The organism is uncultured Sphingomonas sp. (genome assembly GCF_913776855.1).
Taxonomy (GTDB): Bacteria; Pseudomonadota; Alphaproteobacteria; order Sphingomonadales; family Sphingomonadaceae; genus Sphingomonas.
Map to the genome: position 1 here is coordinate 23,616 of NZ_CAJYQD010000020.1, position 24,409 is coordinate 48,024.

Sequence of the window (24,409 nt, forward strand, 5' to 3'; positions counted from 1 at the left end):
ATCAGCCGCGCGGCATCTGGAGCGAGGCGAAGCAGGTGAAGCCGCTGGTCCCGTTCTGCAACCGCTGGACATATTTCAGATAGGCGCGCGTGGTGTCACCATCGGCACCGGGCAGATTCTGCCCCTTCATCGCCAGCTTCACCTGTTCGCCGGTGAACGGGCGGTTGGCGCCGGGAAACGCGCCGGGCGTGCCGGGGGCCACGACCTGTCCATCGGCGGCAATCATCTGTCCCGCGCGGGCCCGGTCGGGGATCGGGATTTCGCAGGTCATGATCGACGCCTGGGTCTGGGCCAGGGCCGGGCGGATCGACACCACCGCCGACGCGCCTGCCGCACCGATCAGCAGCGTGCGCCGCGCAAGCGTGCCATCGGTCGGGGGGGTCGGCGTGTCGGTCATCCCGCCATCTTCCCCAACCCTGCGAAATTCGCAATCGCAAAGAGGGTTAACCCGTCCAATCGCGGGGCAATGCCGGCGGCACTGGCCTTGTGCGCCACTTCCGCCTAATCGGGGGCGATGGACGAATTCGGCCCCCGCCTGCCCCTCGCCCTCGTCATCGCGATCGGCGTCGCCCTGCTGGCGCTGTTGCTGGGTGCCGGGATCAACGCCAGCGCGGTCGTGCTGGTGGGGGCGGTCGCCGCCGTGCTGGTCGCGGGGTTGCATCCGCCCGAACGGGGGCCAAGCGAATCACCCGATACCCAGCGCCAGCAGGTGTTCGGCGCAACCCAGGCGGCGATCGATGCGGTCGACGAACCGATCCTCGTCATCGCCGCGGGCCATGTCGAGGCGGCGAATCCCGCCGGGCTCGCGCTGCTCGGCCAGCATATCGTCGGTGGCGACGTCCGGCTGGCCATCCGCCATCCTGCCGCCGCCGAACGCCTGTTCGGAACGCGCGACGATCGCGAGGCCGTCGGGCTGGTCGGCTTGGGCGCGCGCGACCAGAGCTGGGAAATGCGGGTTCGTCCGCTCGCCGACGACCGCCGCCTCGTCCATCTGGTCGATCGCACCGGCAACCGCGCCACCGAAAAGATGCGCGTCGATTTCGTGGCCAATGCCAGCCACGAACTGCGCACGCCGCTCGCCTCGCTGCTGGGCTTCATCGAAACGCTGCGGGACGAGGCGGGCGAGGACCCTGCGGTCCGCGAACGCTTCCTGAAGGTCATGAACGACGAAGCGCGGCGGATGCAGCGGCTGATCGACGACCTGATCTCGCTCAGCCGGATCGAGGCGGAGAAATATCGCCCGCCCGACCAGCGGATCGACCTGTCGGCGATGGTGCCGGCGGTCCGCGACGAACTGGCAGCGACCAATCCGACGCGCGGCGCCGACATCGTGCTGTCGGTCGCGCCCGACGTTGCGGTGATCGGCGACCGGGCGCAATTGTCGCAGCTGCTGCACAACGTCATGGGTAATGCGATGAAATATGGCCGCGCCGGAACGCCGGTCGAAATAAGTCTGACCCACCGCGACACCATGGCCGCGCTGGTCGTGCGCGACCATGGCGAAGGGGTGGCGATCGAACATCTGCCGCGCCTGACCGAACGATTTTACCGGGTGGATTCAGGGCGTAGCCGGGCATTGGGCGGCACCGGCCTTGGCCTTGCCATCGTCAAGCATATCGTCGAGCGCCATCGTGGCCGGCTCGACATCGGCAGCGTGGTGGGTGACGGCACGACGGTTTCCGTCCTGCTGCCCCTCCACGGTGTCATAAAGCCGTAACGCCATGGTAACACAGGACGGCCGAGCGTCGCGAATGACCGTACACGCCTCTGGAAACTGGAACCGCATGACCCGCCGGATCGCGTCCGTCCTGGCCCTCGGCCTCGCGCTCACCGCGTGCGAGCCGCAGACGTCGCGCGACCATATCCGCGTTGTCGGGTCGTCGACGGTCTATCCCTTCACCACCGCCGTCGCCGAGATGCTGGTGAATGCCAACCCCGACCTGCGCGCGCCTTTGGTCGAATCGACCGGCACCGGCGCGGGTGCCGCGCTGTTCTGCGCCGGTATCGGCCCGCAGCATCCCGACATCCTCGACGCGTCGCGCCGGTTGAAGAAGTCCGAATATGCCACCTGCCTGTCGCATGGCGTAAAGGATATCATGGAGGTGCAGGTCGGCGTCGACGGCGTCGCACTGGCCGAATCGAACAACGGGCCGAAGCTGAAACTCAGCAAGCGCGACGTCTATATGGCGCTGTCGGCCAATCCGCTGGGCAAGCCGAATACCGCGCGGATGTGGAACGAGATCGACCCGGCGCTGCCCGCCATTCCGATCCAGTTCTTCGGCCCGCCCGCGACCAGCGGCACGCGCGACGCGCTGGTCGAACTCATCATGGTGCCGGCCTGCGAGGCGGCGATGCCCGAGATCAAGGCGATCAAGACCAGCGACAAGGACCGGTACGAGGATGTCTGCACCCGCATCCGCGAGGACGCGGCCTATGTCGACAAGGGCGAGAACGACAATCTGATCGTGCAGAACCTGTCGACCAATCCCAACGCCATCGGCATCTTCGGCTATTCCTATCTCGAGGAGAACAAGGCGCGGCTGCACGGCGTGCCGATCGACGGCATCGCGCCCAGCTATGACAGCATCGCCGATGGCACCTATCCGGGGGCGCGCCCGCTGTTCATCTATGTGAAGAAGGCGCACATCAAACCGGTGCCCGGCATGAACGACTTCCTCGCCATGTATGCGAAGTCGTGGGACCCGGATGGCCCGCTGACCCGGCGCGGCATGATCGCCGCGCCCGCCGCCGTCCGCGCCGAGTCGAAGGCGGAGATCGAAGGCCAGACGGCGATGAACCCGGCGGGGCTGCACTGATGCACGGCTTCACCCTGATTCTGTTGATGCTGGGGTTCGGCGGTATCGGCTGGATGGTCGCCCGCGCCCGCGCCGCGCGCTTCGCCAAGCCGGCGACCGCTGCCGACCGTCCCAATTCGCTGCCCAGCCAGCATGGGTGGCACATGGCGATCTGGATCGCGGCCCCGGCCCTGCTGTTCCTCAGCATCTGGAGCGCGGTATCGCCCGCGCTGGTCCGCGACGCCGTGTTGCAGGCGCCCGCCGCCGCCGGCCTGCCCGGCCCCGGCTTCGAACGCTCGGCGATCCTGGCGGAGGCGCGCGCGCTGGCGCTGGGCAATGCGTATGGTGCGTTCAACCAGCAGGCGGAGGTCCTCGCCCCCGCTTACGCCGCAGCGCAAAGTCGCTATGACTGGATCGGCACCGTGCTTGCCATCCTGCTCGCCTTTGCCGGCGGCGCGTTCGCCTTCACCCGCATCCGCCCCGATTATCGCGCGCGGACGCAGGTCGAACGCGCGGTGATGCTGGCGCTGCTGGTCGCGTCGCTGATCGCGATCCTGACCACGCTCGGCATCTTCCTGTCGCTGGTGATCGAAAGCTGGCGCTTCTTCCGCATCGTGCCGGTCACCGACTTCCTGTTCGGCACCAACTGGAGCCCGCAGGTCATCCGCTCGTCCGATCCGGGCGCGACGTTGGGGGCGGTGCCTTTGTTCTGGGGCACCTTCTTCATCGGTGCGGTGATCGCGATGATCGTCGCCATCCCGTTCGGGCTGATGAGCGCGATCTACCTGACGCAATATGCCCGTCCGACCGTCCGCAAGTGGATGAAGCCGATCCTCGAAATCCTCGCCGGCGTGCCGACCGTCGTCTATGGCTATTTCGCCGCGCTGACCGTGGGTCCGGCGATCCGTGACCTGGCGGTGATGCTGGGGATGCCGTTCGCCAGTTCGGAAAGCGCGCTTGCCGCCGGCCTCGTGATGGGCGTGATGATTATCCCGTTCGTCTCGTCGATGGCCGATGATTCGATCGCCGCCGTGCCACAGTCGATGCGCGACGGCAGCCTGGCGATGGGTGCCACCACCAGCGAGACGATCGGCAAGGTGCTGCTCCCCGCCGCCCTACCCGGCGTCGTCGCGGGCGTGCTGCTCGCCGTTTCCCGCGCGATCGGCGAGACGATGATCGTCGTCATGGCGGCATCGGGCGCGGCGTCGATCACGCTCAACCCGTTCGAAAGCGCGACGACGGTCACCAAGCAGATCGTCGACCTGCTGACCGGCGAGGCCGAGTTCGACAGCCCGAAGACGCTCGCCGCCTTCGCGCTCGGCCTCACGCTGTTCGCGATCACCTTCCTTCTCAACGTCGTCGCGCTGCGCGTCGTGAAACGCTACCGGGAAGCTTATGAATAGCCCCAGCCTAGTGGCGGGCAGCCCCGCCGTCGAACGTGCCGCCACGCCCGAACGCGTGCCGACCGACTGGAAGACCGGCGCGATGCAGAAGCGCATCCGTCGCCGCTACGCCGCCGAACGCCGGTTCCGCCTGTTCGGCCTTGCCGCCGTCGTCCTGTCGGGCGGGTTCCTCGCCTTCCTGCTCGTCACGATGTTGATGAGCGGGATCGGCGGGTTCCAGCGGACGATGGTCACGCTGCCGATCGACTTCCCGGCCGCCGGCCTCGAGGTCGACCGCGCCCAGCTGAAGACGCGTGGCGCCGATCTGGCGCTGGCCGGCGCGGGGCTCGAAAACACCGTCAACGGTGCGGCGGCTTCGGCGTTCGGCGAGGACAACCGCGTCATCTCCGACAGCGCGTGGCTGAGCGTGCGCGACGCGATCAAGGCCGATCCGTCGATCCTCTCGCGCAAGGTCACTATCCCCGTCCCCGCCGCGCCGGGCATCGAGGAAGCGATGAAGGCCGATGGCGACCCGCAGGCCGAAGCGCTGGTCGCGAAGCTGGAGCGGGCGAACGCGATCTCGACCGGGTTCAACACCGACTTCTTCAAATCGGCCGATTCGACCGATCCGACCGCCGTCGGCATCTGGGGTGCGCTCAAAGGCTCGCTGATGACGATGCTGGTGACGCTGCTGATCGCGTTCCCGGTCGGCACGCTGTCGGCGCTGTACCTTGAGGAATATGCGCCCAGGAACCGCTGGACCGACCTGATCGAGGTATCGATCAACAACCTGGCCGCCGTGCCGTCGATCATCTTCGGGTTGCTGGGCCTGGCGGTGTTCCTCGGCACGCTCAACCTGCCGCGCTCGGCGCCGATCGTCGGCGGCCTGACACTGGCGTTGATGATCATGCCCGTCATCGTCATCGCCGGGCGCAACGCGATCAAGGCGGTGCCACCATCGATCCGCGACGCCGCGCTCGGCATCGGCGCGTCGAAGGTGCAGGTGGTGTTCCATCACGTCCTGCCGCTTGCGCTGCCCGGCATCCTGACCGGCACGATCATCGGCATGGCGCGTGCGCTGGGCGAGACCGCGCCGCTGCTGATGATCGGGATGCGCGCCTTCATCAGCCAGCCGCCGCAGGGCTTTGCCGACCCGGCGACCGTGCTGCCGGTGCAGATCTTTCTGTGGTCCGATCAGGTCAGCCGCGGCTTCATCGAAAAGACCAGCGCCGCGATCCTCGTGCTGCTGGCGTTCCTCCTCGCGATGAACGCGCTCGCCATCTATCTCCGCAATCGCTTCGAGACCCGCTGGTAATGACCGACACCCAACTCAACAACGCGACCCCGAAGCTGTCGGCGCGCGGCGTCGACGTGTTCTACGGCCAGAAACAGGCGATCAAGGACGTGTCGATCGACATCGACATGGAGCATGTCACCGCGTTCATCGGCCCGTCGGGATGCGGTAAGTCGACCTTCCTGCGCACGATGAACCGGATGAACGACACCGTGTCGTCGGCGCGGGTCACCGGCGATATCCGGCTGGATGGCGAGGATATCTATTCGCCCGCGATGGACGTGGTGCAGCTGCGCGCGCGGGTCGGCATGGTGTTCCAGAAGCCGAACCCCTTCCCCAAGTCGATCTACGAGAACGTCGCCTATGGCCCGCGCATCCACGGGCTGGCGGCGTCCAAGGGCGACATGGACGGGATCGTCGAGCGATCACTGACCCGTGCCGGCCTGTGGAACGAGGTCAAGGACCGCCTGACCGACAGCGGCACCGCCTTGTCGGGCGGGCAGCAGCAGCGGCTGTGCATCGCGCGCGCCATCGCCGTCGATCCCGAAGTGATCCTGATGGACGAGCCCTGCAGCGCGCTCGACCCGATCGCGACGGCCAAGATCGAGGAGCTGATCCACGAACTGCGCGGGCGCTACGCCATCGCCATCGTCACCCACAACATGCAGCAGGCGGCGCGCGTATCGCAGCGTACCGCGTTCTTCCATCTCGGCACGTTGGTCGAATATGGCCGGACCTCGGACATCTTTACCAACCCCCGCCAGGAGCGCACAAAAGACTATATTACGGGCCGATATGGCTGAGGGGAGCGACATGGCGACGGGCCACGAACATACGGTAAAGGCGTTCGATCGCGACATCGGCCATCTGCGCGCGCTGATCTCGCAAATGGGTGGCCTTGCCGAACAGGCGATCAGCGACGCGATGCTGGCGCTGACCCGCAACGATCCCGCGCTCGCCAAGGAAGTCCGCGCCAAGGACAAGGCGATCGACGCCATCGAGGCGGAGGTCGAGAAGCTGACCGTCCGCGTCATCGCCCTTCGCGCACCGATGGCCGACGACCTGCGCGAGGTGGTCGCGGCGCTGAAGATCGCCGCCGTCATCGAACGCATCGGCGACTATGCCAAGAACATCGCCAAGCGGGTCGCATCGATCCATGGCGAAACCCACGATCCACGCATCGAACCGCTGAGCATCCTGCCCGCCATGGCGCAGCTCGCCTCCGACATGGTGCATGACGTGCTCGACGCCTTTTCGGCACGCGATGCGCAGGCGGCGGTCGAAATCTGCAAGCGCGACAGCGCGCTGGACGATTATTACAACAGCATCTTTCGCGTGCTGGTGACCTATATGGTCGAAAATCCCAAGACGATCAGCCAGGTCGCGCACCTGTTGTTCGTCGCCAAGAACCTCGAACGCATCGGCGACCATGCGACCAACGTCGCCGAAATGGTCTATTTCGCCGCCACCGGTCAGACGATGGCGGAGCGTGAAACCCAGGACTTCGCAGGATAATCATGAGCAAGGCACGCATGTTGCTGTTGGAAGACGATGCGGCGCTCGCCGAACTGATCGCCTTTCATTTCCAGCGCGAGGATTTCGAGGTCGTCCGCACGCACGAGGGCGAGGAAGCCCTGCTCCTCGCGCGGGAAGCCACGCCCGACATCGTGCTGCTCGACTGGATGGTCGAAGGGCTGTCGGGGATCGAGGTCTGCCGCCAGCTGCGCCGCCAGGCGGAAACGCAGAACGTACCGATCATCATGCTGACCGCGCGCGGCGAGGAAGAGGATCGCGTGCGCGGCCTCGAAACCGGTGCCGACGATTATGTGACGAAGCCGTTTTCCCCACGCGAACTGGTCGCCCGCGTCAATGCCGTGCTGCGCCGCGTGCGTCCGGCGCTGGCCGGGGAAGCGCTGACCTATTCCGATATCGAGATGGATACGGTCGGCCACCGCGTGCGGCGCGGGGGGGAAGTCGTGCCGCTGGGGCCGACGGAATTCCGTCTTCTCAAACACTTCCTCGAACATCCCGGCTGGGTCTTCTCCCGCGAACGGTTGCTCGATGCAGTATGGGGCCATGATTCGGACATCGAATCGCGGACCGTCGACGTACATATCCGTCGCCTGCGCAAGGCGATCAATGTCGGTGACAGGCCCGATATTATCCGTACCGTGCGGTCGGCAGGATACGCCCTGGACGCGACGGGCTGAAAACTTGAGCGGAAACCTTTCCGTACTTGCACGTTTGGTTCGCAGCCTCAACGAAACAAGTCGAAAAGGAGTTTTCCGATGAAGACTGTCGCTTTCATGGCCGCCCTGCTGATGGGTAGCGCCGCCGTCGCACAGACCACGCCGCCGACGACGCCAGCCCCCGACGCCACGATGCAGCCGGGTACGACCACCGCGCCGACCCCGCCGGTCGACAACATGACCCCGCCGCCGGCGCCAGCTGATCCAGCCGCAGCGCCGACGACTCCGCCGGCCGATCCGATGGCGACGACCGCCGCCCCGGCACCGATGGCGCCCCCCGCCCCGCCCGCACCGATGGCAGGCGCGCCGATGGCCGGCGGAGCGCAGATTCAATTCGCCCCGCCGCAGGTGACCCCGCCGCCGCCGGCGAAGGAAAGCTATCCGGTGTGTTCGCGCACCGTGAAGGACAGCTGCCGCAATCCGGGCGGTCGTTAAGACCCCCGGCCTGACGGCAGACAACGGCGCCCCGCCCACTCGGCGGGGCGCCTTTTTTGTTGTCGGTCGTCCCCGATCGCTTCGCGCAGCAGCGGCCATGCGTGCAGCCATCGTTTCGATCGCACCCTTTCGGCATAGATGCACCGATCCACACCCATGAAGCGCGGAGTAGGCCGCAGGACGAGGCTCAACAGGTCGCCCACCCCGAACGGTGCCGCTACTTCGCAACGGTCGCTGCCCACCCTGCGCACCGCCACCGCGGCCGCCGTTTCCGGCCAGTAGCGCATCGCCTCGCTCGCCGAAGCATAGGGTGCGTCGCCATTGCGTTCGTGCATCCGCGCCTGATTCTTGACCGACCAGGCGATATCGGGCGCGACCGCGCGCAACGCCGCGTCCAGTCGTCGATCTTTCCCCGCATCCCGACAGTGCGGATCGTGCCAGATGACATCGACATCCCCGGATAGCGGCGACGGCGTGCGACCATGCAGATGGTCCCATACCGCGTTTCGGACAAAGCCGGCGGCGATCCAGCCATCACGGAGGTGGAGGTCGCGCACGATCCCCAGCAGATGCCAGCGCAGCGGATCGGCGCGCAGCACATCGATGATCTGCACGGCAGGGTCCATGGCCCGGACGCTATCCCGGTTCTCGAGGGCAGGGAACGGGTTCCGGCAACCTTGAGGCTCGTCCCGCAATCGGACGGTTGCCCGAAAATACGGCACGCGACGAAAAGGTAAAGAATGTGTTAACGCACTCATGATGAAGCCGAACGCTCCCCGCCCCCGTCACCCCTTCCGCGCCACGCTGCCGCGGGTCGCCAGCGTGCCGGCGCGCAGCGACGACAGCGACCTGAAGCTGTTCACCGTCAGCTTCACCGCCTTTTTCATCTGCTTCTACACGTTCTTCCTGTAGAGGGCCTCAGGCCGGGCAGCCCTCGTCGCAGGCGCGGTGGAGCCGCCAGGCAAGCCACGCCGAGATAAGGCACATGCCCGCTACCAGCAGCAGCATGTCGGTTGGTCCCAGCCCCGCCTTGGTCAGCAGGATGACGCCGATCGCGCCGATCGTCATCGACGCGCAGTTGACGACGTTGTTCGCCGCGACCGTCCGCGCGGTCTGGTCCTTGGTCACCGTCGTCGTCAGGAATGCATAGAGCGGCACGACGAACATCCCGCCAAAGATCGCGATCATCGCCAGCGTGGCCAGCAGCAGCAGCGATTGCGGATGGGTTACGAAATCGAGCGCGCCGTAGAGCGTGCCGTCGGGCGCGGGCACCCACGCCTTCGCCTCGAACGCGAAGGCCAGCACGCACACCGCCATCGCGATGACCGACGCCGGCGAATATCGCGCCGAAATCTTGCCCTTCAGCAGCGCATTGATGATGACCGATCCGATCGCGACCCCGATCGAAAAGATCGCGATGGTGAGCGAGGCGACCTGCTGGTCGGCGGTCAGGACATTCTTCACCAGCACGGGGAAGATCACGATCAGCACCGACCCGATCGTCCAGAAGAAGCTGATCGCGACGATCGCGAGGAACAGCCGGCGGATATGCATCGTCGCCGCGATCAGATGCCATGACGAAGTGAACGGGTTGAAGTTGATGACCAGCTCGGGGCCGCTGCGCGGAGCCGGGGGTACCTGCCGGCCGGTGAACCAGCCGATGATCGCGACGACCACCACCAGCGCGGCGGCATATTCGACGCTGATCCAGCCGGCGACGATCGTACCGGTCAGCACCGACAGATAGGTCGCCGCCTCGATCAACCCGGTACCGCCCAGTACCTGGTGATCCTCCAGATGCTGCGGCAGGATCGCGTATTTGATCGGCCCGAAAAAGGTCGAATGGACGCCCAGCATCACCACGGCGCTCAGCATCATCACCACGCCGGTCGTGACATAGCCGGTGCGCGCGACCAGCATTCCCGTCGCGCCATAGACCATGATGCCGATCTCGGCAGTCTTCACGATGCGGATGATCCGCGCCTTGTCATGCGTGTCGGCCAGCTGCCCCGACAGGGCGGACAGCAACACGAACGGCAGGATCGCAAGGCCGGTCGCCAGCGCATTGAAATTCTGTTCGCTCGCCGGGTCCTTGAACAGTTGATAGGTCGCGAACAATACCATCGCGTGCTTGAACAGATTGTCGTTGAACGCGCCCAGAAACTGGGTGACGAACAGCGGCAGGAAACGGCGCTGCTTCAGCAACCCCAGCGCATTATTCATTCCGGGTACGACCTGATCTACGTGCCTGTCGGCTTGGTTGGTCCGGGTGTAGCCAGCACGTCCGCCTGCTTCAACGCCGTTTTGCCGCTTTCGCGAGACGGGCCGGGGATGCTAAGCGCGGCGTTGTGCTGACGCTTCCCAACATTCTCACCCTGTCGCGCATCTTCGCGGTGCCGCTGCTGGTCGCGTTCCTGTGGTGGCCGATGTGGCAGGCGGGCTATGCGATCGCCTTTGCGCTCTACTGCCTGATGGGGATCACCGATTATTTCGACGGCTATCTGGCGCGCGCGCAGGGTACCGTGTCGAAACTGGGCGTGTTCCTCGATCCCATCGCCGACAAGATCATGGTGGCCGCCGTCATCCTGATGCTGGTCGGCACCCGGCACGATGTCGCGATCATCACCGGCATCCACCTGATCGCCGCGCTCGTCATCCTGCTGCGCGAGATCGCCGTGTCGGGGCTGCGCGAATTCCTGGCCGGCATCCAAGTGTCGTTGCCGGTGTCGCAGCTGGCCAAGTGGAAGACGACGCTGCAACTCGTGGCGTTCGGCGCGCTGATCCTGGCGGGCGCGGTGCCCGAATATGGCTTCGTCCATGTCACCGGGCTGGTATGCCTGTGGGGAGCGGCCGTGCTGACCGCCGTCACCGGCTGGGACTATCTGCGCCTCGGCCTGAAGCACATGGACACGTAATGGCGATCGACCTGCTGTATTTCGCATGGATGCGCGAAGCGATCGGGACCGGGAGCGAGCAGGTCGATCCGCCCGTCGACGTAACGACCATCGCCGATCTGGTCGACTGGCTGGGTACCCGCGGCGGCGGCTATGCGACCGCCTTCGCCGACCGGCAGCGACTGCGCGCGGCGGTGGATCAGGCGTTCGTGCCGCTCGACACCCCGCTTGCCGGCGCGCGCGAGGTGGCGCTGTTCCCCCCGGTGACCGGCGGATGATCCGCGTCGTGGTGCAGGACGCGCCGATCGACCTGGCGGCCGAACATGCCCTGGCCGAAGCGGCGGATGCCGGCGCGGTGGCGACCTTCACCGGGCTGGTGCGCGGCGACGACGGCGTCACCGAACTGGCGCTCGAACATTATCCCGGCGCCACCGAACGCGCGCTGGAGCGGTTGTGCGAACAGGCGGTCGAACGCTGGACGCTAGCCAAGGCGGTGATCGTCCACCGCGTCGGGCCGATGGTGCCCGGCGACCGGGTGGTATTCGTTGCCACGACCGCCCGGCATCGCGGGGCCGCGCTGGAGGCGTGCGCGTTCCTGATCGACCGGTTGAAGACCGGGGCGCCGTTCTGGAAACGCGAACGGCGCGGCAGCGAGGCGCGCTGGGTCGAGGCGCGGGAGAGCGATGATGTCGCGGCGGCGCGGTGGGGCGCGGCCGGGTAATGGTGCGTTCGGGGCGGTCCTTCGATACGCCCCTTCGACTTCGCTCAGCGGCTACTCAGGAGGAGCGGTTGGTAGATTCCGGCCCACATTTCATTCACTCCCGTTCGGTTCGAGTAGCGATCGAGCTTGTCGAGAGCGCGTATCGAGAACGGGGTTCCGCGGGGGTGACATAAGAATGTTCCACCCGTGGACTGCCGTTCTCGACGGACGCTTCCCGACAAGCTCGAAGCTGCTCGAACCGAACGGGGGGGGTGGTGGGGATATGGCATCCCTATAGAAAAAAACCGGGCAGGATCGCTCCCGCCCGGCTTCAACCTTCAGCCCGAACCCGGATCAGCCGAGCTTCGGCGCCAGCACGCCGTTCACGACATGGACGATGCCGTTCGACTGTTCGACGTCATATTGCGTGACATAGCTCTTGCCGCCGCCGACATCGGTCAACACCAGTGCGCCGTTTTCCAGCGTCGCCTTCAGCGGCTGACCCTCGACCGTGGTCAACGTGGCGGTGCCGCCGCCCGCTTCGACCTGCGACTTCAGTGCCGCCGCGTCGAGCTTGCCGGCCACCACATGATAGGTCAGCACCTTGGTCAGCGACGCCTTCTGTTCCGGCTTCAGCAGCTGGTCGAGCGTACCGGGGGCGAGGCGACCAAAGGCCTCGTTGGTCGGGGCGAACACGGTGAACGGTCCCGGACCCGACAGGGTGGCGGTCAGGTCGGCGGCCTGCACGGCCTTCACCAGCGTGGTGAGGTTGCTGGCCTTCGATGCATTGGCGACGATCGTCGCGGTCGGCAGCATCGGTGCGCCGCCGACCATCACCGGCGCCTTGCCAGCGGCATTGGCGTCGGCCTGCACGCCGGCGTTCACACCGACAACCGGGGTCTGCACCTTCACGGCGGTCCCGGTCTTGACCCCGGTCTGCGCGGTCGGGGCAGTGGTCGTCTGGGCATGGGCGGCGGCGGTCAGCGACAGGGTGAGCGCGGCGGCCGAAATGGTTGCGCGAATCATCGGTATTCTCCCGGTGGTTGCGGTCAAAACATGTCCGATGCCAGGGCGGCATCGACCGGGGAAATACGGTTTTTGGGGGCAAAGGGTTCCCGCGCGGCCCGAACGCTCAGCTCCGATGCGCGGCAAGCACCTCTGCCAGCAGCCGAAAATCGCGTTCGCGCGGGGACGCTTTCCGCCACACCAGCGCGATACGACGCGACGCGTTCTGCGCCTCGATCGGCCGCGCGCTGACCCCGGTATTGTCGAGGATGCCGGCATCGATCGCCATCTGCGGCAGCATGGTGGTGCCCAGGCCGTTGTCGACCATCTGGACGATAGTGTGGAGCGACGTGCCCATCATCATCGCCTGCCCCCGCGCCTCGGGCTGTTCGCACGCGCGCAGGGCATGATCCTTCAGGCAGTGGCCATCCTCCAGCAGGAGCAGGCGTTCGGCATCGATGTCGTCGGCGACCAGCGGTGTCGTGTCGGCAGCGTCGTTGCCCGGCACCGCCAGGAACAACCGGTCGTCGAACAACGGCGCCGTCTCCACCTCGCCGCACGCATAGGGCAGCGCCAGCAACACGCAGTCGGTGCGGCCATGGTGCAGCCCCTCACACGCCGCCGCGCTCGGCTCCTCACGCAGGTACAGCTTCAGGTCGGGATAGTCGCGGCGCAGGCGCGGCAACAGTTGCGGCAGCAGGAACGGGGCGATGGTCGGGATGACGCTCATCCGCATCTCACCCGACAGCGGCCGCCCGGCGGCGCGGGCCATGTCGGTCAGCTCCTCCGCCTCGCGCAGTACCGTCCGTGCCTTGGCCACGATGCTGTCGCCCAGCGGCGTGAAGCGCACCACGCGCCGGGTGCGCTCGACCAGCACCACACCGATCAGCGTTTCCAGTTCGCGTATCCCCGCCGACAGCGTGGATTGCGTAACGAACGATGCCTCCGCCGCGCGGCCGAAATGGCCGGCATCGCGCAGCGCGACCAGATATTGGAGCTGTTTGAGCGTGGGCAGATACACCGACATGGCACTTACTTATTCACTCGATCGATCAATCCCAAGGGCAATTTCGATTGGATCGGTCCGGCGCGTACCCTATATCGCGGTGCAGCAATTCACGGTGCGCACCGCACCATAAGAAAGGGCATTCCATGCTGACCGTTGGCGACAAGCTCCCCGAATTCACCGTTCCCGTGCAGCAGGGTACCAGCGCGCTGCCGGCCGGCGAGACGCTGAGCCACGACGCATTCCCCGGCAAGTGGAAGGTGCTGTTCTACTGGCCGAAGGACTTCACCTTCGTCTGCCCGACCGAGATCGTCGGTTACAGCGAGCTGAAGGACGACTTCGCCGATCGCGACGCCGTGCTGATCGGCGCATCGACCGACACCGCGCACGTCCATCTGGCATGGCGCAAGTCGGACGCGGACCTGGCCGCCGCCGATTTCCCGTGGATCGCCGACAATGGCGCGGTGCTGGCGAGCAAGCTCGGCATCCTCGACAAGAACGAGCATGTCGCGTTCCGCGCGACCTTCATCATCGATCCGGACAATGTGATCCAGGCGGTGCAGGTCAACGGCCTGAACGTCGGCCGCAACCCGGCGGAAACGCTGCGCGTCCTCGACGCGCTGCAGACCGACGAACTGTGCCCGTGCAACTGGAACAAGGGCGACGACGTCCTCCAGGTCGCAGCCTGATCCCATCGGGAGCGGGCTTTTCGTCCGCTCCCCCTTCTCTCGGCACCCCAGCGCGGACCAGGGCCTGTCGCCCGGTCGGCTGGGGTGTCGTGTATCTGACGGAGATACCCCATGTCGCTTAAGGAATTTGCGGGCCAGCTGCCCGATTTCGCCAAGGATATCCGCCTGAACGTCGGCTCGCTGCTGAACGAAACGGTGCTGGACCCGCAGAAGAAGTTCGGGACGATGCTGGCCTGCGCGCACGCCACCGGGCACAAGCCGCTGGTGGAGGCCGCCGAGGCCGAAGTCGCCGACAAGCTGTCGCCCGAGGCCGCCAATGCAGCGCGCGCGGCGGCGGCGGTGATGGCGATGAACAACGTCTATTACCGCTTCGTCCACCTCGCCAAGAACAAGGAATATGGCAATCTGCCCGCCAAGCTGCGGATGAACGTCATCGCCGCGCCGGGGATCGAGAAGGTCGATTTCGAACTGTTCAGCCTGGCGGTGTCGGCGATGAATGGTTGCGGCATGTGCATCGATGCGCACGAGGACGTGCTGAAGAAGCACGGCGTGAAGGCGGAAGTCATCCAGGGCGCAGTACGCATCGGCGCGGTGCTGGCGGCGGTGGCGACGGTCCACGCAGCGGTCGCGTAACGCCACCCTCGATCGGACGTCACCCCGGCGCAGGCGGGGGTGACGTCCCTTCCGGGGTCAGGAAAGCGCCCGGTACACGCTGTACAGGCTGGTGATCGTCAGCACGGTACCGACCAGGATCAGCAGCGTGCGCGCCGGAATATGCTTGGCGAACATCGCCCCGAACGGCGCGGCGGCGATCCCGCCGATCAACAGCCCGGCGACGGCGGTGGTGAACGCCTCCAGACCCAGATGGATCAGGAACGTCGCCGAAATGCTGATCGTCAGGAAGAACTCGACCGTGTTGACCGTCCCGATCGTCGTGCGCGGCGTGGCGCCCTGCACCAGCAGGTTGGAGGTAACAACCGGTCCCCAGCCGCCACCGCCCGCCGCGTCGAGGAACCCGCCGACCAGCCCCAGCGGGGCGATGATCTTCGGCTCCTTCGGCTCGGGCGGCTTCCGCAGGCCGCGCCACAACAGGTACAGGCCGATGCCGGCCAGATAGGTCATCACGAACGGCCGCGTCACCGACGCGTCGAGCGACGACAGCAGATACGCGCCGGTCACCCCGCCGACGATGCCGGGCAGCACCAGCCGCCAGAACAGCTTCCAGTTCACATTCTTGTGCAATGCGTGGCTGATCCCCGACACCCCGGTCGTGAAGCATTCGACGACATGCACGCTCGCCGATGCCGTGGCGGGCGGCACGCCCAGCACGCTCACCAGCAGGGTCGACGAAATCACCCCGAATGCCATGCCCAACGCACCATCGACGATCTGGGCGGCAAATCCGGCGGCAACGAACTCGGCCAGACGCGCCCAGTCGATATTCTCGAACATCCCATTCCCTTCGATATGGCGCAGCGGCGGTCAGTGATGACGGCAAACGACAATGCCTACAAGATACATAGGGTTTGTTGCGCCTACAGTACGACTTGGCGACCGGGGATGGGCCGCCTACATCTGGTACATTACCAAGGGGACTGCACATGGTTGCGCGGCTGTTGCGCTATCTGGATTCGATCAAGGCGCGTGATCCTGCGCCGCGGTCGCGCGCCGAGATCCTGACCTATCCCGGCGTCTGGGCGGTCGCGTTCCACAAGCTGTCGCATCGGCTGTTCCGCGCGCGCTGGTATTTCGCGGCGCGCACGATCAACCATTTCTCGCGCTTCCTGACCGCGATCGACATCCATCCGGGTGCGACGATCGGGCGGCATTTCTTCATCGACCATGGCTTTGTGGTGATCGGCGAGACGGCGGAGATCGGCGATGGCGTCACCATCTATCAGAATGTGACGCTGGGCGGGACCAGCCCCGACAACGGTATCGCCGGCAAGCGCCACCCGACGATCAGCGATGGCGCGATCATCGGTTCGGGCGCGCAGGTGCTGGGTCCGATCACGATCGGCGTGCGCGCACGGGTCGGTGCCAATGCGGTGGTGACGAAGGATGTGCCGGAGGGAACGACCGTCGTCGGCATTCCTGCCCGTCCGACGGTGGTCGAGGGTGGGCAGGCGCCCGACCCGCGCTTCGTCCCCTATGGCACCCCGTGCCGCGACAATTTCGATCCGCAGACCCAGCGGATCGAACTGCTGCGCTGCGAGGTGGAAACGCTCAAGCGACAGCTGGACGCGCTGCTGGCCGAGCAACAGGACCATCGCGACCGCGCCTGATGGGCATCGTCACCCCCTTCCCCCAACCGCGCCAGCCGGGGCAGGTCGGCTTCGAACGCGTCGAACTGACCCGCATCCTCGACCTGTACGGCCGAATGGTCGCCGCCGGGCACTGGCGCGACTATGCGATCGACCTGGGCCGCGACGCCGCGGTGTTCAGCGCCTTTCGCCGTGCGGCCGAACGGCCCGAGTTCCGAATAGAGAAGCGCCCGTCCCTGCGCAACAAGCAGGGCATGTGGGCGCTGGTCGGTGAAGCCGGCGCGATCGTGAAGCGCGGGCATGACCTCGGTCCGGTACTGGCCCCGGTCGAACGCCGGCTGATGAAGCTGGTCGAGGAATAGCGGCCCTGTAAAAAAGCGGCCCCGGTCGCCCGGAGCCGCAAGGTACGCTTTCCAAGGAAATGGTGTCAGGCCATCGCCACCGGCGGCAGGCGTTCGCCCAAGCCGCCGAGCAGCCCAACCACCGTGCGCCGCATCGGTTGCCAGAAAACCGACAGGGTGAGCAGCGCCGATCCGATAACGAACGCGGTGAACGCCGCCGACAGCTCGACCGCCCCCGCCTTTTCGAACAGGGCGTAGAGCGCATAGAGGACATAGGCGAGGCTGGAGACGAGCAGCGCGCGGCGATCGACCGCCAGCGCCACGACGCCGAAGCCTACATATAGCGCGATCACCACCGCCGCCATCGGCGGGGTCACGGTCGGGCCGAACACGCCCAGCAGCTGGAACAGCGAATGCGCGATCAGCGGTGCGGCGACGAGGTGCAGCCAGAAGGCGACATCGCTGCGGCGCGTGCGGCGATCGCGGTCGGACAGGTCCCACCGCATTGCAGCGGCGAACACCGCGATCCCGCCGAGCAGCGTTACGGGATAGAAATTGTCCTTGAGCGTCGGAAAGGCCGCGACCAGCAACGCCGCCACCGTGGCGACCAGTGCCGCTGCCCCCGCCGCGACCGTGATCGGCACCATGAACCGCCGCCAATGCGCCCACGCCGCCCCGGCCGACACGATGCCGATCCCGGCAAAGATCATCGCCGTCGTGCGATCGGGCACGTTTTGCGGATCGAGTTCGACGACGATCCCGAACAGCGTCGCCGCGACCCCGCCGACAAAGGCGAGCAGCAACAGGATGCTGGGCAGCGCCATCCGCCGCCGCGCGGTGAAATATTCCGCCAGGAACCAAGCCGCCCCGGCAACGCCCAGTCCACCCAGCGGGGTCAGGATCGCGCCGCCGATCCAAGCCAGCGACACCAGCAGCAGCGCGAGCGCGACCGAGACGAAGATGTCGTTGAACCCGGTCAGCAGCCGGAAATGTTCCTCATCCACCACCGGGGTCGCGCGTTGCCGCGCGATATGCGCGCGCAGCGCGTCGGCGGCGTCGGGCGACAACACGCCTGCCTCCACCGCGCCATTCACATCGCTTTCACTATACATGCCTCTACCTCCCTGTATTGGTCGAGTATGACACGCGTGTATTGCCATTGCAATACACGTCGGCGATGGCACCAGCCGCTCCGTGTCAGGCGATCGCGAACGCCCCGTCGAGGTGGAGATAGGCCGGCGGGAACGACGCGACCGCGCACAGCCGGTCGAGGTCGAGGATGGTCAGCGTCCGTCCGATCCAGGCGATCAACCCGTCGCGCCGCAATTCCTGCACCATGCGGTTGACATGCACCGGTGTCAGCCCGGTCGCCTCCGCCAGATCGGCCTGGGTCAGCGGAAATTCGCACGCCAGCCCTGCGCAACGCCCGCCCGCCCGCGACCGGAAATAGATTTCGCAGAACAGGAGCGCGATCCGTTCACGCGCGGTGCGCAGGCCCAGGCTGGCGATCCATTCGCGTTGCCTGCCCATCGCGACATGCGTGTCCCACCACAGCGCACGGCCGATCGCCGGCCGGTCGCGACCCAGCGCGTCCAGCGCCTCGGGCACGACCTCCGCCAGCGCCATCGTCGTGATCGCCCCGACCGCATGGTCGGTCCGCGCCACCGTCCGGGGACAGGGATCGAACAGGTCGCCCGGCAGCAACAACGACACGATCTGCCGCCGCCCGTCAGGCAACTGGCGATAGCGACAGCCCCATCCGTCCAGCACGACATGCACGAATCGCGGCACCTCTCCCTCCGCGATCACGTCGCGGCGCGGTGCGACGACACGCTGCCGCCGATCGAGCAGCGCATCGATCGCCATCCGGTCGGCATCGGTCAGTTCGGAAAATAGGTGCAGTCGCGAACGATACCGCAGGTCATGGCCCCCTGTCATAGGGGCGTTCAGCTAGCCGCTATCGCGGCGGCGCACGATATACTGGTTTAATCGCGCGGAAATGCCGCGATATTTGCGGCGCGGACACAACGATTATACGATCGACAACAAAAAACCCCGCATCGCTGCGGGGTTCTTTGGAAAATGGTGGAGCCGAGGGGGATCGAACCCCTGACCTCTGCAATGCCATTGCAGCGCTCTCCCAGCTGAGCTACGGCCCCGTCATTTTTCGAAGCCGCCGCTGGTCGGCGGCCTCGCTTCCCCGGTGGGGAGGAGCGCCCTCTATGCGGAGGGCGCCGGTTTGGCAAGCGGCTTTTTATGGCCACCATGCCAAAAAGATCAACGCTCGGCTTCGTTGTCCTCGTCGGACGTGTCGACGCCCAGGTCGTCGTCGCCGCCCAAGTCGACATCGTCGTCGGCCGACGGCTCGTCGTCGCCCTCGATGTCCAGATCGTCGCCCAGGTCGGCATCCTTGGTGCCTTCCTTTTCGACCTTCGCCTGTTCGAACGGCAGTGGCTGCTTCGACTTCAGGATCGGTTCCGGAGTCCAATGCACGCCGCAATTGATGCAGGTGACGGGATCGTCATTGCCAAGATCGTAGAAGCGCGTCGCGCATTTCGGGCAGGTACGCTTCGTACCCCATTCCGGCTTCACCATGGGTAGCCCCAAACCTTTCGGTGCTGTGGAAGAACGGGGCAGATACCCCGGATCGGGCCGCGCCTTGCCATAGCGGGCACGCGCTGTCAAAGCCGCCGGTCATGCACGACGCCACTCCCACCCCGCTTTCCGTCGCCGCCAGCGGTCCGCTGACCGGCACCGCCCCGGTTCCCGGCGACAAGTCGATCAGCCACCGATCGCTGATGCTGTCCGCGCTCGCCGTCGGCACCAGCCGCGTGACCGGCCTGCTGGAGGGAGAGGACGTCCTCGCCACCGCCGCCGCGATGCGGGCAATGGGGGCGACGATCGCACGCGGCGACGACGGCGTGTGGACGATCGACGGCGTGGGCGTTGGCGGACTGCTGCAACCCGCGACCGCACTCGACATGGGCAATTCGGGCACCTCGACCCGGTTGCTGATGGGGCTGGTCTCGAGCCATGCGATCACCGCGACCTTCACCGGCGACGCCTCGCTCAGCAAGCGCCCGATGGGTCGGGTGATCGAACCACTGTCGCAGATGGGCGCGGAGATCACCGCCAGCCCCGGCGGCCGCCTGCCGCTGATGCTGCGCGGCATCGTGCCCGCCGTGCCGATCGACTATACCCTGCCGGTCGCCTCGGCACAGGTGAAGTCGGCGATCCTGCTCGCCGGCCTCAACACGCCGGGCATCACCCGCGTCGTCGAACCGCTCCCGACCCGCGACCATAGCGAACGGATGCTCAAGGGCTTCGGTGCGAAGCTGACGGTCGAGGTCACGCCGCAGGGCCGCATCATCGAACTGCACGGCGAAGCGGAACTGACCCCGCAGACGATCACCGTGCCGGGCGACCCGTCCTCCGCCGCCTTCCCGGTGGTCGCCGCGCTGCTGGTACCGGGCAGCGAGGTGACGATCACCAATGTCGGCCTGAACCCGACCCGCGCCGCGCTGTTCGACGTGCTGCGCGCGATGGGCGGCGACATCACCTTCGAAAACCCGCGCGACGTGGGCGGCGAACCGGTCGCCGACCTCGTGGTCCGCGCCTCGTCGCTGACCGGGATCGACGTCGATCCGGCGGTCGCCCCGTCGATGATCGACGAGTTCCCGATCCTGTTCGTCGCCGCCGCGCTTGCCAAGGGCCGCACGGTCACGCGCGGCCTCGAGGAACTGCGCGTCAAGGAAAGCGACCGCATCACGACGATGGCCGAAGGGCTGCGCGCGATCGGTGCCCGTGTCGAGGAGACCGAGGACGGCCTCATCATCGACGGCACCGGCGGCGATCTGCTGCCCGGTGGCGGCACCGTCGCGGCAAAGCTCGACCACCGTATCGCGATGAGCTTCGTCGTCGCCGGGCTGGTGTCGCGCGAAGCGGTCACCATCGACGACATGGCCCCGGTCGCGACCAGCTTTCCGACCTTCACCACGCTGCTGCGTGGCCTTGGCGCGCCGCTGTGATCATCGCGGTCGACGGCCCGGCGGCATCGGGCAAGGGGACGATCGCGCGGGCGCTGGCGAAGCATTACGGCCTGCCGCACCTCGATACCGGGCTGCTGTACCGCGCGGTGGCGACCCGCGTGCTGCGTGATGGCATGGACCCGACGCGGGAGGCGGATTGCGTCGCCGCGTGCGACTTTGCCGATTCGCTGCTGGACGATCCGTGGCTGCGCACCGATGAAGCCGGACAGACCGCCTCGATCGTGTCGGCGCATCCGCTGGTGCGCTCGGCCCTGCTCCGCCGCCAGCGCAAGTTCGCACAGCAACCCGGTGGCGCGGTGCTGGACGGGCGCGACATCGGCACGGTCATCGCGCCCGATGCCGATGCCAAGCTGTTCGTGAAGGCGACGCCGGCGGTCCGCGCCCGCCGCCGCCACGCCGAACTGGCGAAAGCCGGCTCGAGCGTCACCTATGACCGGGTGCTGGCCGATATCCGGGCACGGGACGAACGCGACTCGGGCCGGGCCACCGCCCCACTGACCATGGCCGCCGACGCCGCCCCGCTCGACACGACCACCCTGTCGATCGAGGTCGCCGTGGAACGCGCCATCGCCATCGTCGAGGGGCAGCGGGGGAAGTAGGGGCGCAACCTTCGGCTTCCAAGCGCACCTCCGCCTGCGCGGGGGTGCGCCCATCTTTCCTACACGACGCCTACCTGCCATCATCAGCGGGTCGCCCCCTCACCCCCGCCGCCCACACGTCTCGACCGACCACCACCGCCGACGCCGCGCAAAAACGCCACGAGTGTGAACTTAGTGAACTTTGGCCCGCAAACCGCCTGTCACCCACCTGCGCCCGCCCCTATAGCAACGCCTTCCTTTCAGCGCGGACCCTGCCTCATGATTCCCGGTTTCGACCTGCCCGCCTTCGTCGCCGCCACGCTTGCCGAGGATATGGGGGACGATGGCGACATCACCGCCGCCGCCGTCATTCCGGCCGATGCCGTGTTCACCGGCATCATGGACAGCCGCGACGCGATCACCGTGGCGGGACTCGACATCGCCGCCGCCTTCTTCCGCCATCTCGACCCGATGGCGCAGATCGAAGCGCTGGTCGCCGATGGCGATGCCGTGCCGGCCGGCACCGCGCTGATGCGGCTGCGCGGCAATGCCCGCGCGCTGCTGACCGCCGAGCGATCGGCGCTGAACACCGTCCAGCACCTGTCGGGCATCGCCACGCTGACCGCGACCTATGTCGCCGCGATCGCCGGCACCGGTGCAACCCTGCTCGACACGCGCAAGACCATTCCCGGCCTGCGCATCCTCGAAAAATATGCGACGCGGATGGGCGGCGCAACCAACCACCGCATGGGGCTGTGGGACGCCGCCATGATAAAGGACAACCACGTCGCGGTCGCCGGATCGGTCGGCGAAGCGACTGCGCGCGCCAAGGCGGCGGGCATCGAGCGGATCATCGTCGAGGTCGATTCGCTGGATCAGATCGAACCGGCGCTGGCCGCAGGAGCCACGCACCTGCTGCTCGACAACATGGCCCCGCCGACCCTGCGCGAAGCCGTCACCATGATCGCCGGGCGCGTGCCGGCGGAGGCATCGGGCGGGGTCCGGCTCGACACGATCCGCGCCATCGCCGAAACCGGCGTGACCTATGTCAGCGTCGGCCGCCTGACCCAGTCGGCGCCGGCCGCCGATATCGGGCTGGATTTCACCCTCGACGCCGCATAACCCGTCGACATCATCAGGGGAGCCTTCATGCGTCCGTCTTCGATCGTCCGGTTCGACCGGCTCTACCTCGCCTCGATCGCCGTCGGGCTGATCGGCAACATCCTCGAATGGCCGCTGACCATCGCGCGGCTGGCCGAGAACCCCGACACGGCGGCGATGGGATCGACCGCCGCCGTCGCGGCCGGCGGCATGATCGCCGCAGGGGTGCTGATCGCGCTGCTGCTGTGGTTCTTCATCGCCCGGCGCGGCAGCGGCGTCGCCAAATGGATACTGGTGGTCTTCACCGTCTTCGCGATCGGCAGTCTTCTGCTCGGCTTCTCCAGCGGCGCAGTGATCCTCGACGCCGGCGGCATCGTCCGCATCGTCGCGGTCGCGCTGCAGACGGCGGCGGTCGTCTTCCTGTTCCGCCCCGACGCCGCCGCATGGTTCGCCCCTGCCATCGACGAGGAAGACATATGAGCCGCCTCGCCCTTACCCTCGCCGCGCTGCTCACACCCGTCGCGGCACAGGCGCAGACGCTGCAATGCTCGGTCCCGACGCGGATCGAGCGCCCGCGCCCCGACCTGCCGACCCCGCAACAGCCGCGCCGGGTCCTCCCGATCGGCAGCTATACGCTGGCCGTCACCTGGAGCCCCGAATATTGCCGCACGCGTCGCGACGATGCGCGCAATGCTTTCCAATGTGGCGGCGCCAACCGCTTCGGCTTCACGCTGCACGGCCTGTGGCCCGATGGCGAGGGCAAGGACTGGCCGCAATATTGCACCGCCACGCCGATCCTGCCCGACGCGGTAATCGCGAAGAACCTGTGCGTCACCCCCTCGGCGCAGCTGCTCCAGCATGAATATGCCAAGCACGGCACCTGCATGGGTGTGCCCCCGGCCGCCTATTTCGACGAATCGCGCAAGCTGTTTCAGGGCTTGCGCTTTCCCGACATGATGGCCCTGTCGCGCCGGCCCAACCTGACCGCCGGACAGATCGCCGGCGCCATCGCGCGCCTGAACCCCGGCATGACCGCGCAGTCGATGCGGATCACCACCAACCAGCGCGGCTGGCTGGACGAACTGTGGCTCTGCCTCGACAAGCGTCGCCGTTTCGCCACCTGCCCGGCGCATCAGGGCGGCGTGACGCCCAACACCCGCGTGAAAATCTGGCGCGGCGGGCGCGGCGCGTAACCCCTATCCCTCGACCGTCACCGACGCGGGATGGTGGCGGTCGAGATGCTTGCGGATGATACGCAGGTTCCGGGTGTTCGACCGGAAGAAGAAATCGGGCACCGCGCCGACGATCGGGATCAGCCCCAGCGCCCAGTCGGTGCCGACATTGCCCGCCATCCGCGCCATCTGCCACTTCGTCATGCCGAGGTTGCGCGCTTCCCACAGCATATAGCTGCCCATCGCCGCACCGATGAAGCTGCCGACCACGGGAATGAAGTTCAGCAGGAAGTCGAGGCCGACCGGATGGTTCGTGCCCGGAATGGTCATCGACCGCTCCATCAACCGCTCGATCGCGACCACGCGGCGGCGCACGGCGTCGGGGTTCTTGTCGAGATGCCCGGCGATCTGTTCGAACAGTTCGGGCGAGATGCGGGTCGGCTTTGCCATGCCCC

31 protein-coding genes and 1 tRNA gene are annotated in these 24,409 nt (G+C 66.9%); 21 read left to right on the forward strand and 11 right to left on the reverse strand.

The window, feature by feature from the left end; all coding sequences use genetic code 11:
- Position 1 precedes the first annotated feature (1 nt).
- Complete coding sequence (locus tag QZ755_RS04780) at positions 2–397, reverse strand: hypothetical protein (RefSeq protein ID WP_294320284.1); 396 nt, start codon at positions 395–397, stop codon at positions 2–4.
- 117 nt (positions 398–514) lie between these two features.
- Between QZ755_RS04780 and QZ755_RS04785 the strand changes: the two genes are divergently transcribed.
- The 8 genes from QZ755_RS04785 (at position 515) to QZ755_RS04820 (ending at position 8,155) form a co-directional block, all read left to right on the forward strand.
- Positions 515–1,717: an ATP-binding protein gene (locus QZ755_RS04785; RefSeq protein ID WP_294320286.1), complete on the forward strand. Its 1,203-nt coding sequence runs from the start codon at positions 515–517 to the stop codon at positions 1,715–1,717.
- 67 nt (positions 1,718–1,784) lie between these two features.
- Entirely contained in the window at positions 1,785–2,816 is a 1,032-nt protein-coding gene (locus QZ755_RS04790; protein WP_294320287.1) for a substrate-binding domain-containing protein, read from the forward strand.
- A complete protein-coding gene (gene pstC / locus QZ755_RS04795; protein WP_294320289.1) occupies positions 2,816–4,198 on the forward strand; it encodes a phosphate ABC transporter permease subunit PstC in 1,383 nt (460 codons plus the stop codon). Before QZ755_RS04790 ends, pstC begins: the two co-directional genes overlap by 1 nt.
- A gap of 82 nt (positions 4,199–4,280) precedes the next feature.
- Positions 4,281–5,492, forward strand: a complete 1,212-nt coding sequence (gene pstA / locus QZ755_RS04800) for a phosphate ABC transporter permease PstA (RefSeq protein WP_294320435.1) — start codon at positions 4,281–4,283, stop codon at positions 5,490–5,492.
- Positions 5,492–6,274, forward strand: a complete 783-nt coding sequence (gene pstB / locus QZ755_RS04805; protein ID WP_066690437.1) for a phosphate ABC transporter ATP-binding protein PstB — start codon at positions 5,492–5,494, stop codon at positions 6,272–6,274. Before pstA ends, pstB begins: the two co-directional genes overlap by 1 nt.
- 10 nt (positions 6,275–6,284) lie before the next feature.
- Positions 6,285–6,986, forward strand: a complete 702-nt coding sequence (gene phoU, locus QZ755_RS04810; RefSeq protein ID WP_294320437.1) for a phosphate signaling complex protein PhoU — start codon at positions 6,285–6,287, stop codon at positions 6,984–6,986.
- Between the two features lie 2 nt (positions 6,987–6,988).
- Positions 6,989–7,681 (forward strand): phosphate regulon transcriptional regulator PhoB, encoded by a 693-nt coding sequence (gene phoB / locus QZ755_RS04815; protein WP_294320292.1) that lies wholly within the window; start codon positions 6,989–6,991, stop codon positions 7,679–7,681.
- 78 nt (positions 7,682–7,759) lie between these two features.
- Positions 7,760–8,155, forward strand: coding sequence for a Fe-S oxidoreductase (locus QZ755_RS04820; RefSeq protein ID WP_294320294.1), 396 nt, complete (start codon positions 7,760–7,762; stop codon positions 8,153–8,155).
- Here QZ755_RS04820 and QZ755_RS04825 read toward each other — a convergent pair.
- The gene (locus QZ755_RS04825; protein ID WP_294320296.1) at positions 8,152–8,781 is read right to left on the reverse strand and encodes a nucleotidyltransferase family protein; all 630 of its coding nucleotides are present in this window, start codon (positions 8,779–8,781) and stop codon (positions 8,152–8,154) included. The genes QZ755_RS04820 and QZ755_RS04825 overlap by 4 nt on opposite strands.
- Before the next feature lie 130 nt (positions 8,782–8,911).
- Between QZ755_RS04825 and QZ755_RS04830 the strand changes: the two genes are divergently transcribed.
- Complete coding sequence (locus QZ755_RS04830) at positions 8,912–9,067, forward strand: hypothetical protein (RefSeq protein WP_294320298.1); 156 nt, start codon at positions 8,912–8,914, stop codon at positions 9,065–9,067.
- Between the two features lie 6 nt (positions 9,068–9,073).
- Here QZ755_RS04830 and QZ755_RS04835 read toward each other — a convergent pair whose 3' ends face one another.
- Entirely contained in the window at positions 9,074–10,378 is a 1,305-nt protein-coding gene (locus QZ755_RS04835) for an MFS transporter (protein ID WP_294320300.1), read from the reverse strand.
- Positions 10,379–10,503: 125 nt separating this feature from the next.
- Between QZ755_RS04835 and pgsA the strand changes: the two genes are divergently transcribed.
- The 3 genes from pgsA to QZ755_RS04850 are packed head-to-tail and all read left to right on the forward strand — an operon-like array spanning position 10,504 to position 11,770.
- Entirely contained in the window at positions 10,504–11,070 is a 567-nt protein-coding gene (pgsA, locus tag QZ755_RS04840; RefSeq protein ID WP_294320301.1) for a CDP-diacylglycerol--glycerol-3-phosphate 3-phosphatidyltransferase, read from the forward strand.
- On the forward strand, positions 11,070–11,327 hold the full coding sequence (gene moaD, locus QZ755_RS04845) for a molybdopterin converting factor subunit 1 (RefSeq protein WP_294320302.1): 258 nt from the start codon (positions 11,070–11,072) through the stop codon (positions 11,325–11,327). The genes pgsA and moaD overlap by 1 nt, the downstream gene beginning before the upstream one ends.
- Positions 11,324–11,770: a molybdenum cofactor biosynthesis protein MoaE gene (locus tag QZ755_RS04850; protein ID WP_294320303.1), complete on the forward strand. Its 447-nt coding sequence runs from the start codon at positions 11,324–11,326 to the stop codon at positions 11,768–11,770. Before moaD ends, QZ755_RS04850 begins: the two co-directional genes overlap by 4 nt.
- Positions 11,771–12,103: 333 nt before the next feature.
- Here the strand turns inward: QZ755_RS04850 and QZ755_RS04855 are convergent, their stop codons facing one another.
- Together QZ755_RS04855 and QZ755_RS04860 are read right to left on the reverse strand one after the other, a co-directional pair.
- Positions 12,104–12,775 carry a fasciclin domain-containing protein gene (locus QZ755_RS04855; protein WP_294320304.1) on the reverse strand — a complete coding sequence of 224 codons (672 nt, stop codon included), beginning with the start codon at positions 12,773–12,775 and terminating at the stop codon, positions 12,104–12,106.
- Positions 12,776–12,881: 106 nt separating this feature from the next.
- The gene (locus tag QZ755_RS04860; RefSeq protein WP_294320305.1) at positions 12,882–13,781 is read right to left on the reverse strand and encodes a hydrogen peroxide-inducible genes activator; all 900 of its coding nucleotides are present in this window, start codon (positions 13,779–13,781) and stop codon (positions 12,882–12,884) included.
- A 125-nt stretch (positions 13,782–13,906) separates the two neighbouring features.
- Here QZ755_RS04860 and QZ755_RS04865 point away from each other — a divergent pair, with 125 nt between their 5' ends.
- Positions 13,907–14,449, forward strand: coding sequence for a peroxiredoxin (locus QZ755_RS04865; protein ID WP_294320306.1), 543 nt, complete (start codon positions 13,907–13,909; stop codon positions 14,447–14,449).
- Between the two features lie 111 nt (positions 14,450–14,560).
- A complete protein-coding gene (locus tag QZ755_RS04870) occupies positions 14,561–15,082 on the forward strand; it encodes a carboxymuconolactone decarboxylase family protein (protein ID WP_066690399.1) in 522 nt (173 codons plus the stop codon).
- Positions 15,083–15,139: 57 nt separating this feature from the next.
- Here QZ755_RS04870 and QZ755_RS04875 read toward each other — a convergent pair whose 3' ends face one another.
- Positions 15,140–15,901, reverse strand: a complete 762-nt coding sequence (locus QZ755_RS04875) for a sulfite exporter TauE/SafE family protein (RefSeq protein ID WP_294320307.1) — start codon at positions 15,899–15,901, stop codon at positions 15,140–15,142.
- Between the two features lie 149 nt (positions 15,902–16,050).
- On the opposite strand from QZ755_RS04875, the gene epsC reads away from it, so the two are divergent.
- Together epsC and QZ755_RS04885 are read left to right on the forward strand one after the other, a co-directional pair.
- Entirely contained in the window at positions 16,051–16,734 is a 684-nt protein-coding gene (epsC, locus tag QZ755_RS04880) for a serine O-acetyltransferase EpsC (RefSeq protein WP_294320308.1), read from the forward strand.
- Positions 16,734–17,075, forward strand: a complete 342-nt coding sequence (locus QZ755_RS04885) for a DUF2794 domain-containing protein (protein ID WP_294320310.1) — start codon at positions 16,734–16,736, stop codon at positions 17,073–17,075. Before epsC ends, QZ755_RS04885 begins: the two co-directional genes overlap by 1 nt.
- A gap of 65 nt (positions 17,076–17,140) precedes the next feature.
- Here the strand turns inward: QZ755_RS04885 and QZ755_RS04890 are convergent, their stop codons facing one another.
- The 4 genes from QZ755_RS04890 to QZ755_RS04905 all read right to left on the reverse strand — a co-directional run bounded on the left by QZ755_RS04890 (position 17,141) and on the right by QZ755_RS04905 (position 19,649).
- Positions 17,141–18,166 carry a hypothetical protein gene (locus QZ755_RS04890; protein WP_294320312.1) on the reverse strand — a complete coding sequence of 342 codons (1,026 nt, stop codon included), beginning with the start codon at positions 18,164–18,166 and terminating at the stop codon, positions 17,141–17,143.
- 85 nt (positions 18,167–18,251) lie between these two features.
- Positions 18,252–18,992 carry a Crp/Fnr family transcriptional regulator gene (locus QZ755_RS04895; RefSeq protein ID WP_294320314.1) on the reverse strand — a complete coding sequence of 247 codons (741 nt, stop codon included), beginning with the start codon at positions 18,990–18,992 and terminating at the stop codon, positions 18,252–18,254.
- Between the two features lie 145 nt (positions 18,993–19,137).
- Positions 19,138–19,213, reverse strand: a tRNA-Ala gene (locus tag QZ755_RS04900).
- 118 nt (positions 19,214–19,331) lie between these two features.
- Positions 19,332–19,649, reverse strand: coding sequence for an FYDLN acid domain-containing protein (locus tag QZ755_RS04905; RefSeq protein ID WP_294320316.1), 318 nt, complete (start codon positions 19,647–19,649; stop codon positions 19,332–19,334).
- Between the two features lie 101 nt (positions 19,650–19,750).
- On the opposite strand from QZ755_RS04905, the gene aroA reads away from it, so the two are divergent.
- The 5 genes from aroA (at position 19,751) to QZ755_RS04930 (ending at position 23,975) form a co-directional block, all read left to right on the forward strand.
- Positions 19,751–21,082 (forward strand): 3-phosphoshikimate 1-carboxyvinyltransferase, encoded by a 1,332-nt coding sequence (gene aroA / locus QZ755_RS04910; protein WP_294320318.1) that lies wholly within the window; start codon positions 19,751–19,753, stop codon positions 21,080–21,082.
- On the forward strand, positions 21,079–21,702 hold the full coding sequence (gene cmk / locus QZ755_RS04915; protein ID WP_294320320.1) for a (d)CMP kinase: 624 nt from the start codon (positions 21,079–21,081) through the stop codon (positions 21,700–21,702). Before aroA ends, cmk begins: the two co-directional genes overlap by 4 nt.
- A 258-nt stretch (positions 21,703–21,960) precedes the next feature.
- On the forward strand, positions 21,961–22,803 hold the full coding sequence (gene nadC, locus QZ755_RS04920; protein ID WP_294320321.1) for a carboxylating nicotinate-nucleotide diphosphorylase: 843 nt from the start codon (positions 21,961–21,963) through the stop codon (positions 22,801–22,803).
- Between the two features lie 27 nt (positions 22,804–22,830).
- Complete coding sequence (locus QZ755_RS04925) at positions 22,831–23,262, forward strand: hypothetical protein (RefSeq protein WP_294320324.1); 432 nt, start codon at positions 22,831–22,833, stop codon at positions 23,260–23,262.
- A complete protein-coding gene (locus QZ755_RS04930; RefSeq protein ID WP_294320326.1) occupies positions 23,259–23,975 on the forward strand; it encodes a ribonuclease T2 in 717 nt (238 codons plus the stop codon). The genes QZ755_RS04925 and QZ755_RS04930 overlap by 4 nt, the downstream gene beginning before the upstream one ends.
- Before the next feature lie 3 nt (positions 23,976–23,978).
- Here the strand turns inward: QZ755_RS04930 and QZ755_RS04935 are convergent, their stop codons facing one another.
- Positions 23,979–24,404, reverse strand: a complete 426-nt coding sequence (locus QZ755_RS04935; RefSeq protein ID WP_294320328.1) for a DUF4112 domain-containing protein — start codon at positions 24,402–24,404, stop codon at positions 23,979–23,981.
- Positions 24,405–24,409 lie beyond the last annotated feature (5 nt).